Consider the following 12,800-nt stretch of genomic DNA (forward strand, 5'->3'; position numbering starts at 1 on the left):
GAGTGTTTGTATTCATAACCACAACAACGATTCCAATCCTAATGTGTGTAGCTGTTGCCAGACATATCACGCTTTATTGCTGGATCATTTCCCGAACTTTCGCCGTCAACAAATCGAACGTGAACGGCTTGGTGATCAGTTGCATGCCCGGATCCAGAAACCCACCCCGCACCGCCGCATGCTCGGCATAACCGGTGATGAACAATACCTTGAGCTCTGGCCGGATCTGCCGGCCGATTTCCGCCAGTTGGCGGCCGTTCATGCCGGGCAGGCCGACATCGCTGATCAGCAGGTCGATGCGCTGGTCTGACTCGATGATCGGCACGGCTGTATCAGCATCACCCGCTTCCACAAACCCATAGCCCAACTCTTTAAGCACTGCGCTGACGAGTACACGCACCGCAGGGTCGTCCTCGACGATCAGTACCGTTTCTCCGGCATTGGCGAAGGGCAGCAGCGCTGCATCGGCCGCCACATCGGCCACGATTTCGCCAATGAACCGAGGCAGAAACAGGCTGACTGTCGTGCCTTTGCCGACTTCACTGTGAATGGTGACATGACCATGTGACTGGCGGGCGAACCCGTAGATCATCGACAACCCAAGGCCCGTGCCCTGGCCGATGGGCTTGGTGGTGAAGAATGGATCGAACACGCGCCCCATGACACTTTCGGGAATACCACAGCCCGTGTCGCTGACGCTCAACTCAACGTAATCACCGGGTTTCAAGGTGCCGTAGGCGGCGGTGAAGACGCTGTCGAGGTGGCGGTTGGTGGTTTCCACGGTGAGGCTGCCGCCGTTGGGCATGGCGTCCCGCGCATTGATGACCAGGTTGAGCAGGGCGCTTTCCAATTGATTGGGGTCGGCCTCGGCGGTCCACAGCTGGCCAGTGAGGCGCATGTCCAGGGCGATGCTTTCGTTGATGCTGCGTTGCAGCAATTCGCCCATCGAGGTCACCAGTTGGTTGATCTCTACGGGTTTGGAATCAAGGGATTGGCGGCGGGAGAACGCCAGCAAGCGGTGAGTGAGGCCGGCGGCGCGGTTGGCCGATGTCACGCCGAGGTCGATCAGGCTGTCGAGGTCGTCCAGTTTGCCTCGGGACACGCGCCTTCGCAGCAGCTCCAGGCTGCCGATAATGCCAGTGAGCATGTTGTTGAAGTCATGGGCGATACCGCCGGTCAACTGGCCGACCGCTTCCATCTTCTGGGATTGGCGCAAGGCGTCTTCGTTGTGGCGCAGTTGGGCAGTGCGCTCCTCGACTTGCTGCTCAAGGGTTTCCAGCGTGCGCTGCAGGCGCAGTTCGCTTTCACTCAGGTCGATCAGGCGGTCACGGGCTTCGTATTGCCGACGACGCCCGCGCAGGGCGGTGCTGACCAGGCTGATCAGCGTCACCGGGTGGAACGGACGCTCCAGGAACGTCACGTTGCCCAGCAAGCCGCTGAACTGGGATGAACCGTTCTGCTCGCTGCCGCCGTGGTGGGTCATCAGAACGATAGGCAAGTCTGACCAGGCAGGTTGTTGGTGCAAATGCTCCAGCAAGGGATCGAGGTCGGCGCCGCGCAGCGCTTCGGCGGCGATGATCAACAAGCCGCTGCCGTGCTCCACCGCCTCGCACAACATGCCCAAGTCGCTGGCAATGATGCCGCTGTACCCGGCCTCATTGAGCATCATCAGCGCAAGCGAGCTGTCACGTCCCAACGGCGCGAGGATGATCGCGCGCTCGGAGACAGGCGTAACGGCCGTCACTAGCCCATATCCTTGAGCAGGGGCGAGCCCGCGCCCATGTAGGTGGGAATGCCGCGCAGGACACCCTGGAAGTTGTTCAGCGGCTCGCCGACGGTCATGCCACGGCTGCCGATGCGGTACTCACGAATCGTCGACTCGTGGGAGCCGGTACGTTTCTTGATAATCGAAATGGCCCGACGCACCTCACCGATGGCCTCGAAGTAACGCAGCAGAATCACCGTGTCGGCCAAGTAAGTGATGTCGACCGGCGCCTGCATGTCTCCGACCAAACCATGCTGGGCGACGGTCATGAAGGTGGCGGCGCCACGGCGGTTGAGGTACAGCAGCAGTTCGTGCATGTGCAGGATCAGTGCGTTTTCTTCCGGCATTGCAGCCTGATAGCCGTTGATACTGTCGATGACCACAGTCTTGATCCCGCCCTCATCCACACAACGCCGGACGCGGTGGGAGAACTCGCCGGGCGACAGTTCAGCGGCGTCCACTTGCTCGATCAGCAGGTTGCCGGTGGCTTGCAAGGCCGCCAGGTCGATGCCCATGTTCTTCATGCGCTCGAACAGCAGGCCCAGCTCTTCATCGAAAATAAACAGCGCGGCCTTTTCGCCACGGGCCACGGCGGCGGCGGCGAAAATCATTGAGATCAGCGATTTGCCCGTACCGGCAGGGCCGAGGATCAAGCTGCTGGAGCCCGTCTCGATGCCACCGCCCAACAACGAATCCAGCTCGCGGATGCCACTGGTGAGCGTCTCGCGGTTGTAGCCGCCACGATGCTCGGCTGCGACCAGGCGCGGGAACACATGCACGCCGTCTTGCATGATGGTGAAGTCATGAAAGCCGCCGCGGTATTTCTGCCCGCGGTACTTCACCACCCGCACCCGACGGCGCTCTGCACCGTAGTTGGGGGTCAGTTCTTCAAGGCGGATCACCCCGTGGGCGACGCTGTGCACGGTCTTGTCGAGGGACTCGGTGGTCAGGTCATCCAGCAGCAGGACGGTGGCGTCATAACGCACAAAGTAATGTTTGATCGCCAGGATCTGCCGTCGATAACGCAAGGAGCTTTGTGCGAGCAGGCGGATTTCGGACAGGCTGTCGATGACCACGCGGGTCGGCTTGACGCGTTCGACCACTTCAAAGATCTGCCGTGTGGCTTCACCCAGCTCCAGGTCGGAGGAGTACAGCAGGCTCTGCTGGTGCTCAGCGTTGAGCAGGCTTTCAGGCGGCGTCAGTTCGAAGATATGGATATTGTCGTCCAGGTCCCAACCGTGGGACTTGGCACCCTGGCGCAATTCTCGTTCGGTCTCCGACAGGGTGATGTACAACGAGGTTTCGCCGTTTTTCGCGCCCGCCTGCAGGAAATGCAGGGCGACGGTGGTTTTGCCGGTGCCGGGTTCACCTTCCAGCAGAAACAAGTGGCTGCGCGATAGCCCGCCGGAAAGAATGTCATCCAGACCTTCGATGCCGATGGCCGCTTTTTCACTGAACAGCTCGTTGGATGTAGACAAGGAGTGCCCTCAGGTCACGTACAAATAGAAGAGCGCGCCGCCTCGGGCGCGCCATATTCACTTGACCGTAGTGGCCATTGGCGGTTCAACGTTTCGTAAAATTTGTACAACGGTGGCGTGCATTTACAAGTTTTAGCCTGAACCTACAGACCTTGTTGCAACGCCGGATCATCCGGATTCTGTTGCTCAAGCTGCGCGAGCAGAACCTGGACGTTCTGCAACTGACCGCTTTCCTTCCAGTAATTGATCAGCAGCACCCGTGCCTTGCGATTGGCGGGGTGGCGCTGAATGATTTCTTCCAGTTGGCGCTGGGCGGCTTCCAGCTCTTGCTGGGCGTGCAGCGTGGTGGCGAGGTCGTAGCGGTAATCCTGATTGTCCGGCTCCAGCTCTACCGCCTTGGACAGGCCGAGCAGCGCGTACGGCCGCTCGCCGTGGTGCAACAGCCACATGCCCAAGGCATGTTGCAGGTAGGCTGACTCAGGGTGCGCGGCCAATTGGCGCGCCAGCAACTGGCGGGACTCTTCAGTCTTGCCTTGTTTATCCAGCAATTCAATCTGCGCCACTACTGCTTGCAGATTGTCCGGTTGCAGGCGCATGGCTTGTTCCAGGGCATTTTGCGCTTCTGGCAACAGGGCGCTGTGGATGTACAGGCGCGCCAGTTGGATCCAGCCTTCGGCCGATTCGGGCTGGGCCTTGAGTTTCTTCACGAACTCATCGAGGACCTGCTGCAAGGGCCCGAAGTACAGGCCCAAGGTATCGGGCGATAGGCCAAGCAGGGCATTGGCGGCGGCAAACCGCACGTCCTGCTCGGGATCGTCGAGTACCGGCCCGAGCAACAGGGTGCGTTGACCGGTGGGCACCAGGCCGACAATGCTGTGGATGGCGGCTTCGCGCACCAGGGGCGAATCGCTGGCCAGGTCTTTGTCTGCCAGCTTCAGCGCTTGCGGGCTGGGGTAGTTGGGTAATTCAGCATGCAACGCAGCGCGACGTTCGGGCGACAGGTCCGGCCGGCCCAGTTGCTGGTACAGCACACGCGCGGCACCCGCCTCGCCGTTACGCGCCTGTTTCAGGGCCTTGGAGTAACCATGGGCGATGGCGGGCGCTACAGCCACCGGGGTGGAGCGAGAGAAATACCAAGTGATCATCACAATCAACAACAGGGCGCACAGGCCGACGATGGAGTAACGGCGTGACTTTGACATGCAGGCGTCCGAAAGCGTGGGCAGCAAAGCCATCAGCTTCGGTCAGACCACGGCAGGTGTCAAACCCGCATCAGGTCAGCACGTATTCCACCGGCTCCAGGGGCGGCGGCAGGTCGGTTTCACCGAGGGCCGCCAATACTTCGCGCTCCAGGGTGCGCAGGAGGGCATTGCAGGGCAGGTCGTTTTCGTCAAAGCCGAACGGGTCTTCCAGGTCATCACCGATTTCATCGAGGCCGAAAAACGTGTAGCTGACGATGGCGGTAAACACCGGCGTCAGCCAACCCAGCGGCTCGGCCATGGCAAACGGCAGCAGGATGCAGAACAGGTAAATGGTGCGATGCAGCAGCAGCGTATAGGGGAAGGGCAGCGGCGTGCTCTTGATCCGCTCGCAGGACGCCTGCACCTGGCTGAGGCTGACCAGGCGCGCTTCCAGTTGGGTGTAGCGCCATTCGCTGATCACGCCTTGTTCGGCTAATACGGAAAACCGCGCGCCGACCTGTTGCAGCACGTTATCGGGCAAGTTGGGGTGGCTGGCCTGGACCTGACTCCACGGCTTGATGGCCTGGGCTTCATCTTCATGACGCAGCCGGGCGACCAGGCCATGGGCAAAGCCACACAGGCTGCGCAGCAAACCCGCACGCTCGACGGGATCGCGCAGCACCTGGGTTTCGCGAATCAACGAGCGCACGTCGATGATCATCTGCCCCAGTTGCTTGCGGCCCTCCCACCAGCGGTCATAGCAGGCGTTGTTGCGAAAGCTCATGAAGATCGACAACGACAGCCCGAGCAGGGTGAACGGCGTGGCATTGACCTTGGAAAAGTACGCCGGGTGCAGGGTTTCGACCAGCACGATCACCGAGGCCAGGAGCGTGACCAGCAAACTGCGCAGGGCGATGCGCTTGGCAATCGAACCCTTGAGGGAAAACAGGATGCCCAGGAGGTTGGGTTTGGGTCGGACTATCATTCAGGGTCGGGCTTCTTGGGTGGCGCAGCCCATCAGGTTAGAAGCACACACTAGCCCCGTCCAATCGCTTGGGCTGACCGGCTGATCGGCGCGGTCGATGACTGGCCAAACCAGTCAGGCAGGTTGAGGGCTTTGACCATTGCCGCAGTGGCGCTCTGGGGCGACTATTTCGACGACTCGGACTGTTGAAGAGAATAACAATGCAGATTGAAAACAAGATCTTCCTGGTCAGCGGCGGCGCCTCGGGCCTGGGTGCGGCCACCGCTGAAATGCTCGTAGCGGCAGGCGCCAAGGTGATGCTGGTAGACCTCAACGCCGAGGCCGTGGCCGCCAAGGCCCAGCAGCTGGGCGAGAATGCCCGCAGCGCCGTGGCGGACATCAGCCAGGAAGCGGCCGCCGAAGCCGCCGTGCAAGCCACCGTCGCAGCGTTTGGCGGGTTGCATGGCCTGGTGAACTGCGCCGGCGTGGTCCGCGGCGAGAAAATCCTCGGCAAGACCGGCCCCCACAGCCTGGCCAGCTTTGCCCAGGTGATCAACGTCAACCTGATCGGCAGCTTCAACCTGCTGCGCCTGGCGGCCGCCGCCATTGCCGAAACCGAGGCGAATGCCGACGGCGAGCGCGGTGTGATCATCAACACCGCCTCCGTCGCCGCGTTTGACGGTCAGATCGGCCAGGCCGCGTATTCCGCGTCCAAGGGCGCCATCGCCAGCCTCACCCTGCCGGCCGCACGCGAACTGGCGCGCTTCGGCATCCGCGTCATGACCATCGCGCCCGGCATTTTCGAGACGCCGATGATGGCTGGCATGACCCCGGAAGTCCGTGATTCCCTGGCGGCCGGCGTGCCATTCCCGCCACGCCTGGGCAAACCCGCCGAATACGCCGCGCTGGTGCGGCACATCATTGAAAACAGCATGCTCAATGGCGAGGTGATCCGTCTTGACGGCGCCTTGCGCATGGCCGCCAAGTAAGGAGTATTTTCCATGACCGATCCCATTGTTATCGTCAGCGCCGTGCGCACGCCCATGGGTGGCTTCCAGGGTGACCTCAAGGGCCTGACCGCGCCGCAGTTGGGTTCCGCCGCGATCCGTGCCGCCGTCGACAGGGCCGGTATCGCCACCGATGCCGTGGATGAAGTGCTGTTCGGCTGCGTCCTGCCCGCAGGCCTCGGCCAGGCACCGGCACGCCAGGCGGCGTTGGGCGCCGGGCTGGACAAGGCCACGCGCTGCACCACCCTCAACAAAATGTGCGGTTCAGGCATGGAAGCCGCGATCCTCGCCCATGATTCGCTGCTGGCTGGCAGCGTCGACGTGGTGATTGCCGGTGGCATGGAAAGCATGTCCAACGCGCCGTACCTGCTGGACCGCGCCCGTAGCGGCTACCGCATGGGCCACGGCAAGGTGCTGGACCACATGTTCCTCGACGGCTTGGAAGATGCCTACGACAAAGGCCGCCTGATGGGCACCTTTGCCGAGGACTGCGCCCTGCACAACGGTTTTACCCGCGAGGCCCAGGACGCGTTCGCCATTGCGTCCCTGACCCGCGCGCAGGAAGCGATCTCCCATGGCAATTTTGCCGCCGAGATTGTCCCGGTACAGGTCACCGTGGGCAAAGAGCAGAAAACCATCCTGCATGATGAGCAACCGCCCAAGGCCAAGCTGGACAAGATCAGCAGCCTGAAACCCGCGTTCCGCGAAGGCGGTACGGTGACGGCGGCCAACTCCAGCTCGATTTCCGATGGCGCAGCGGCCTTGCTGCTGATGCGTCAGTCCGAGGCGCAGCAACGTGGCCTCAGGCCCTTGGCGGTGATCCGTGGGCATGCGGCATTTGCCGATGAACCGGGGTTGTTCCCGGTGGCGCCGGTGGGCGCTATCCGCAAGCTGATGACCAAAACCGGCTGGAACCTGGAAGAAGTGGATCTGTTCGAGATCAACGAAGCGTTCGCCGTGGTCAGCCTGGTGACCATGAGCAAGCTGGAAATCCCCCACGCCAAGGTCAATATCCACGGTGGCGCCTGTGCCTTGGGCCATCCGATCGGTGCGTCCGGTGCGCGGATCCTGGTGACGCTGCTCTCGGCCCTGCGCCAGAACGGCCTCAAGCGTGGCGTCGCCGCCATCTGTATCGGCGGTGGTGAAGCCACGGCCATGGCTGTTGAATGCCTGTATTAAGGACTGACCATGCTGCCCAATGACGAACACCTGCAGATCAGCGACGCCGCCCGGCAATTTGCCCAGGAGCGCTTGAAACCCTTTGCCGCCGAATGGGACCGCGAGCATCGCTTTCCCAAGGAAGCCATCGGGGAAATGGCCGAGCTGGGCTTCTTCGGCATGCTGGTGCCGGAACAGTGGGGCGGTTGCGACACCGGCTACCTGGCCTACGCCATGGCCCTGGAAGAAATCGCCGCCGGTGACGGCGCCTGCTCCACCATCATGAGCGTGCACAACTCGGTAGGCTGCGTGCCGATCCTCACGTTCGGCAACGACCAGCAGAAAGAACAGTTCCTCAAACCCCTCGCCAGTGGCGCCATGCTTGGCGCGTTTGCGCTGACCGAGCCCCAGGCCGGTTCCGATGCCAGCAGTTTGAAAACCCGCGCGCGCCTGGACGGTGATCATTACGTACTCAATGGCTGCAAGCAGTTCATCACCTCCGGGCAGAACGCCGGGGTGGTGATTGTGTTTGCCGTGACCGACCCTGCGGCGGGCAAGCGTGGGATCAGCGCGTTTATCGTACCCACCGACTCACCGGGCTACAGCGTGGCACGGGTCGAAGACAAGCTCGGCCAGCATGCGTCCGATACGTGCCAGATTCTGTTTGAAGACGTGAAGGTGCCGGTCGCCAACCGTCTCGGGGAGGAGGGCGAAGGCTACAAGATTGCCTTGGCCAACCTCGAAGGCGGTCGCGTGGGCATCGCCTCGCAAGCGGTGGGCATGGCCCGCGCCGCCTTTGAAGCGGCCCGCGATTATGCCCGTGAGCGTGAAAGCTTCGGCAAGCCGATCATTGAACATCAGGCCGTGGCCTTCCGCCTGGCGGACATGGCCACGCAAATCGCGGTCGCCCGGCAGATGGTGCATTACGCCGCCGCCCTGCGTGACAGCGGCAAGCCGGCCCTGGTAGAAGCCTCGATGGCCAAGCTGTTCGCCTCGGAAATGGCCGAGAAAGTCTGTTCGGCTGCCTTGCAAACCCTCGGCGGTTACGGTTACCTGAGCGACTTCCCCCTGGAGCGGATCTACCGCGACGTGCGGGTCTGCCAGATTTACGAAGGCACCAGCGATATCCAGCGCATGGTCATCTCACGCAATCTCTAAGGAGCCGATACATGAGTTACGAAACCATTTTGCTCGACGTCCAAGGCCGCGTCGGGCTGATTACCCTCAATCGCCCACACGCCTTGAACGCCCTGAATGCGCAACTGGTCAGTGAATTGAACCAGGCGCTGGATGGCCTGGAAGCCAACCCGGAAGTCGGCTGTATCGTGCTGACGGGTTCCAAGAAAGCCTTCGCCGCCGGTGCCGACATCAAGGAAATGGCCGAGCTGACCTACCCGCAGATCTACCTTGACGACCTGTTCAGCGACAGCGACCGCGTGGCCAACCGCCGCAAGCCGATCATTGCTGCCGTCAACGGTTTTGCCCTCGGTGGCGGCTGTGAGCTGGCGCTGATGTGCGACTTCATCCTGGCCGGCGACAGCGCCAAGTTCGGCCAGCCGGAAATCAACCTCGGCGTACTGCCGGGCATGGGCGGCACCCAGCGCCTGACCCGTGCCGTGGGCAAGGCCAAGGCCATGGAAATGTGCCTGACCGGGCGTTTTATCGACGCCGTAGAAGCGGAGCGCTGCGGGATTGTCGCGCGGATCGTGCCCGCCGATGAACTGCTGGAAGAAGCACTGAAAGTCGCCACCCTGATCGCCGGCAAGTCGGTGCCGATCAGCATGATGGTCAAGGAAAGCGTGAACCGCGCGTTTGAAGTGAGCCTGTCGGAGGGCGTGCGTTTTGAGCGCCGGGTGTTCCATGCGGCGTTTGCTACGCAGGATCAGAAGGAAGGTATGGCGGCGTTTGTTGCGAAACGTGCGCCGGAGTTCAAGGACAAGTAACGCGGTTGTGTGAACACTAGAGCTCAAATGTGGGAGCGTCGAACCGCCGCTCCCACATTGGTTTTGCGCTATGTCAATTAAAGCTGGTAGTGCTTGAGCTCCCTGGCAATCACCATCCGCTGAATCTCGCTGGTCCCCTCGTAAATCTGCGTGATCCGCGCATCCCGGTAGTAACGCTCCACCGGGTAATCCTCCAGATAGCCGTACCCGCCATGAATCTGCATCGCTGACGAGCAGACTTTCTCGGCCATTTCCGAGGCAAACAGCTTGGCCTGGGAGGCTTCCGACAGGCATGGCTTACCGGCACTGCGCAGTCGCGCGGCATGCAGGATCAGCAAGCGTGCGGCATTCAGCTGTGTTTGCATGTCGGCCAGCAGGTTGGCCACGCTCTGGTGCTCAATGATCGCCTTGTTGAACTGCACGCGATCACGCGCATACGCCAACGCCGCTTCAAAGGCGGCACGGGCGATGCCCAACGCCTGGGCGGCAATACCGATGCGGCCACCTTCCAGGTTGGACAGGGCGATTGCCAGGCCTTTGCCGCGCTCACCCAGCAGGTTGGCTTCGGGCACCGTGCATTGGTTGAGGGTGACGGCGCAGGTGTCGGAGGCGCGAATGCCCATCTTGTGTTCGGTGCGGTCCACCACGAAGCCCGGTGTTGCGGTGGGCACCAGGAACGCCGAGATGCCTTTCTTGCCCAGTTCGGGGTCGGTGACAGCAAACACGATCGCCAGTTTGGCGCGCTTGCCGTTGCTGACGAATTGCTTGGCGCCGGTGATCACCCACTGCCCCTCGCGCAGTTCGGCGCGGGTGCGCAAGTTGTGGGCTTCGGAACCGGCCTGGGGTTCGGTCAGGCAGAAGCAGCCAATCGCCTGGCCGCTGGCGAGGTCCGCCAACCAGGTCTGCTTTTGCACTTCTGTGCCGTAGTTGAGGATCGGCCCGCAACCCACTGAATTATGGATACTCATCAGCGCGCCCGTGGCGCCGTCGCCGGCAGAAATCTCCTCCACGGCGAGGGCGTAGGCGACGTAATCGACATAGGTGCCACCCCATTCTTCCGGCACCACCATGCCCAACAGGCCGAGCTCGCCCATCTTGGCGACCAGGGCGTCGTCAATCCAGCCGGCTTTTTCCCACGCTTGTGCGTAGGGCGCGATTTCGCCACGGGCAAAGTCGCGCGCCATGTCGCGGATCATCACTTGTTCTTCAGTGTATTCAATGTCTTGCATGGCTTAGTTCGCAACCTTCTCGAAGTGATGAAAGAAGCTTTCCACATGGCTGAGAGCCAGTCCATGCAGGGAGGGTGGGTTCCAACGCGGGTTTTTATCTTTGTCGATGATCAAGGCGCGCACGCCTTCGATCAGGTCGCCACGTTCGAACCATTGGCGGTCCAGGTGCAGCTCCAGGGCAAAACATTGCTCAAGGGGCAGACGGCGGCCACGGCGTAGCATTTCGAGGGTGACGGCCATGGCCAGGGGAGAGCGTGTCTGCATCAGGTTGGCGGTGTTCAGTGCCCATTCATGGCTGTCGCCGACGGTGACTTGCTGCAGCTGCTCGACGATGCTCGGCACATCCGGCAGCGCGAAAAAATGGTCGATGGCCGTGCGCAAGGCGGCCAGCGGTGCGTCGGGGAGTTGCTGCACGGCCAGCTTGGCGAGCACGCCTTGCAGGTCTTTGAGCGGCGAGTCGTGCCATTGCAGGCGGTCGAGCTTCTGGTCCAGGTCGGCCAGCTTGTTGCTTTCAAGGTGCCAATCCGCCAAACCGCAGTAGAGCGCGTCGGCTGCGCGGATCTGCACCCCGGTGACACCCAGGTAAATCCCCAGCTCACCCGGAATACGCGGCAGGAAGTAACTGCCGCCCACGTCAGGGAAGTAACCGATGGCCACTTCCGGCATCGCCAGGCGGCTGCGCTCGGTGACCACACGCAAGTCAGCGCCTTGCACCAGGCCCATGCCGCCACCCAGGACAAATCCATCCATGAGTGCCAGTACCGGTTTGCGGTAATGGTGGATGGCCAGGTCCAGTGCGTATTCCTCGACGAAAAAGTCCTGATGCAGCGTGTCGCCGTTCTTGAAGCTGTCGTACAGCGAACGGATATCGCCTCCAGCACAGAAGGCCTTTTCACCGGCGCCGCGCAGGACCACGGCGTACACCTGCGGGTCATCGGCCCAGGCCTGCAGTTGGGACGTCAGGCTGCGCACCATGTTCAGGGTAATGGCGTTCAAGCCAGCGGGGCGATTGAGGGTGAGGTGGCCGATATGGTTACGGACCTCGGCGAGGACTTCGTCCTGAAGTGTTTCTGCGTGGCTAGCTTCGGATGAAACCTGAGCAGTCATCGATAACTCCCTGCTTTTATTGTTCTTTATCAAGATGTTCGCGGACGAACCATCCCGCGATCGTACCAGTGCAAATTTGCCCAGTACAACCGTGAATCCTGCAGGTCGTTTTTGCATTTATGCAGCGAGGGGACGATGGGCTCAAGGCACCCGGCTGGCCAGGACTTCACCGATGCTGCGGCGTCGCGCGTGGGTTTCTGCGGCGTGGATCAATTGTTCCAGCTCCGTGGGCGCCACATCGTAGAACTGCTCCATTTCAGCCAGGGCCAGCTTCAAATCGGCGGCAGTGATTGCGGGGTCTTGAGCGGCATCAGGGTTCTTCAAGGTAAGCGTCGGTGCTTCAGCAGCGCCTTTGGGATACCGCGTGCGAGTGGCGTTGTTGTAAGCCAGCGCACAGGCCAGCAGCGCGCCAGCCCCGAGCAATACCCCACCCAACTCATACCAACCGAGGGCGGCAGAAGCAGGGTCGGCCAACACCAGCGTCATGGCCAGGCCACCGGCTGGAGGATGCAGGCAGCGTAGCCAGCACATCAACACCACGGTCATGCCAGCTGCCAGGCAGGCACCGCCCAATGAAGGGCCCAGGACGCGAGCCACCAGCAGCGCCACGACACCCGCACACAGGTAGCTGCCGATAATTGACCAGGGTTGCGCCAGGGCGCCGGACGAAACAGCGAACAACAACACCGCCGAAGCCCCGAGCGGGCCCAGCAGGTGCAGCGCCACTTCCATGCCAAACACGTGTGAGCACAGCCAGACACTGAACAGCGTGCCCAGGGCCATGCCGATGGCGGCACGGCTCCATTCGGTGGGGCGGGTGTTGATAGCAGCGGGTAACCAGCGAGCGAGCATTGAAAGGGGATCCATAAACAGCGGGCAAAAAAAAGGCTTGTCTGGTTGCCCGGAAAAGCCCTTTGAAGGTTCCAACATTTGGGGGAAGGAACGCATGCAGTGTGCCGCCCCGGAGA

Annotated in this window: 11 protein-coding genes; 4 read left to right on the top strand and 7 right to left on the bottom strand. The window is 61.8% G+C overall.

Annotated features, from left to right (window positions below; translation table 11 throughout):
* Nucleotides 1–73 precede the first annotated feature (73 nt).
* The 4 genes from HX823_RS12580 to HX823_RS12595 all read right to left on the bottom strand — a co-directional run bounded on the left by HX823_RS12580 (nucleotide 74) and on the right by HX823_RS12595 (nucleotide 5,409).
* Entirely contained in the window at nucleotides 74–1,744 is a 1,671-nt protein-coding gene (locus HX823_RS12580; protein WP_177075050.1) for an ATP-binding protein, read from the bottom strand.
* On the bottom strand, nucleotides 1,744–3,243 hold the full coding sequence (locus tag HX823_RS12585) for an ATPase domain-containing protein (protein WP_038851500.1): 1,500 nt from the start codon (nucleotides 3,241–3,243) through the stop codon (nucleotides 1,744–1,746). Before HX823_RS12585 ends, HX823_RS12580 begins: the two co-directional genes overlap by 1 nt.
* Before the next feature lie 143 nt (nucleotides 3,244–3,386).
* A complete protein-coding gene (locus HX823_RS12590; RefSeq protein ID WP_177075051.1) occupies nucleotides 3,387–4,445 on the bottom strand; it encodes a tetratricopeptide repeat protein in 1,059 nt (352 codons plus the stop codon).
* A gap of 70 nt (nucleotides 4,446–4,515) precedes the next feature.
* Nucleotides 4,516–5,409, bottom strand: a complete 894-nt coding sequence (locus HX823_RS12595) for a bestrophin family protein (protein ID WP_038851497.1) — start codon at nucleotides 5,407–5,409, stop codon at nucleotides 4,516–4,518.
* Between the two features lie 200 nt (nucleotides 5,410–5,609).
* Here HX823_RS12595 and HX823_RS12600 point away from each other — a divergent pair, with 200 nt between their 5' ends.
* Genes HX823_RS12600 through HX823_RS12615 form a run of 4 tightly spaced genes read left to right on the top strand, consistent with a single transcriptional unit; the run spans nucleotide 5,610 to nucleotide 9,496 of the window.
* A complete protein-coding gene (locus HX823_RS12600) occupies nucleotides 5,610–6,377 on the top strand; it encodes an SDR family NAD(P)-dependent oxidoreductase (RefSeq protein ID WP_177075052.1) in 768 nt (255 codons plus the stop codon).
* 12 nt (nucleotides 6,378–6,389) lie between these two features.
* Complete coding sequence (locus tag HX823_RS12605) at nucleotides 6,390–7,574, top strand: acetyl-CoA C-acyltransferase (protein WP_177075053.1); 1,185 nt, start codon at nucleotides 6,390–6,392, stop codon at nucleotides 7,572–7,574.
* Nucleotides 7,575–7,583: 9 nt separating this feature from the next.
* Complete coding sequence (locus tag HX823_RS12610; protein WP_177075054.1) at nucleotides 7,584–8,711, top strand: acyl-CoA dehydrogenase; 1,128 nt, start codon at nucleotides 7,584–7,586, stop codon at nucleotides 8,709–8,711.
* Between the two features lie 11 nt (nucleotides 8,712–8,722).
* On the top strand, nucleotides 8,723–9,496 hold the full coding sequence (locus HX823_RS12615) for an enoyl-CoA hydratase (RefSeq protein WP_177075055.1): 774 nt from the start codon (nucleotides 8,723–8,725) through the stop codon (nucleotides 9,494–9,496).
* Between the two features lie 77 nt (nucleotides 9,497–9,573).
* Here the strand turns inward: HX823_RS12615 and HX823_RS12620 are convergent, their stop codons facing one another.
* From HX823_RS12620 to HX823_RS12630, 3 genes are all read right to left on the bottom strand, one after another.
* A complete protein-coding gene (locus tag HX823_RS12620; protein ID WP_177075056.1) occupies nucleotides 9,574–10,725 on the bottom strand; it encodes an acyl-CoA dehydrogenase family protein in 1,152 nt (383 codons plus the stop codon).
* Between the two features lie 3 nt (nucleotides 10,726–10,728).
* Nucleotides 10,729–11,832, bottom strand: a complete 1,104-nt coding sequence (locus HX823_RS12625; RefSeq protein ID WP_177075057.1) for an enoyl-CoA hydratase/isomerase family protein — start codon at nucleotides 11,830–11,832, stop codon at nucleotides 10,729–10,731.
* Between the two features lie 141 nt (nucleotides 11,833–11,973).
* Entirely contained in the window at nucleotides 11,974–12,684 is a 711-nt protein-coding gene (locus HX823_RS12630) for an HPP family protein (RefSeq protein WP_177075058.1), read from the bottom strand.
* Nucleotides 12,685–12,800: the final 116 nt, after the last annotated feature.

It is taken from the genome of Pseudomonas sp. P7759 (assembly GCF_013386445.1).
GTDB lineage: Bacteria > Pseudomonadota > Gammaproteobacteria > Pseudomonadales > Pseudomonadaceae > Aquipseudomonas > Aquipseudomonas azotoformans_A.

Bases quoted from the DNA above. Each gene is read 5' to 3' on its own strand.
- HX823_RS12590 (WP_177075051.1), bottom strand. From the start codon at position 4,445: ATGTCAAAGTCACGCCGTTACTCCATCGTCGGCCTGTGCGCCCTGTTG.
- HX823_RS12595 (WP_038851497.1), bottom strand. From the start codon at position 5,409: ATGATAGTCCGACCCAAACCCAACCTCCTGGGCATCCTGTTTTCCCTC.
- HX823_RS12600 (WP_177075052.1), top strand. From the start codon at position 5,610: ATGCAGATTGAAAACAAGATCTTCCTGGTCAGCGGCGGCGCCTCGGGC.
- HX823_RS12605 (WP_177075053.1), top strand. From the start codon at position 6,390: ATGACCGATCCCATTGTTATCGTCAGCGCCGTGCGCACGCCCATGGGT.
- HX823_RS12610 (WP_177075054.1), top strand. From the start codon at position 7,584: ATGCTGCCCAATGACGAACACCTGCAGATCAGCGACGCCGCCCGGCAA.
- HX823_RS12615 (WP_177075055.1), top strand. From the start codon at position 8,723: ATGAGTTACGAAACCATTTTGCTCGACGTCCAAGGCCGCGTCGGGCTG.
- HX823_RS12620 (WP_177075056.1), bottom strand. From the start codon at position 10,725: ATGCAAGACATTGAATACACTGAAGAACAAGTGATGATCCGCGACATG.
- HX823_RS12625 (WP_177075057.1), bottom strand. From the start codon at position 11,832: ATGACTGCTCAGGTTTCATCCGAAGCTAGCCACGCAGAAACACTTCAG.
- HX823_RS12630 (WP_177075058.1), bottom strand. From the start codon at position 12,684: ATGCTCGCTCGCTGGTTACCCGCTGCTATCAACACCCGCCCCACCGAA.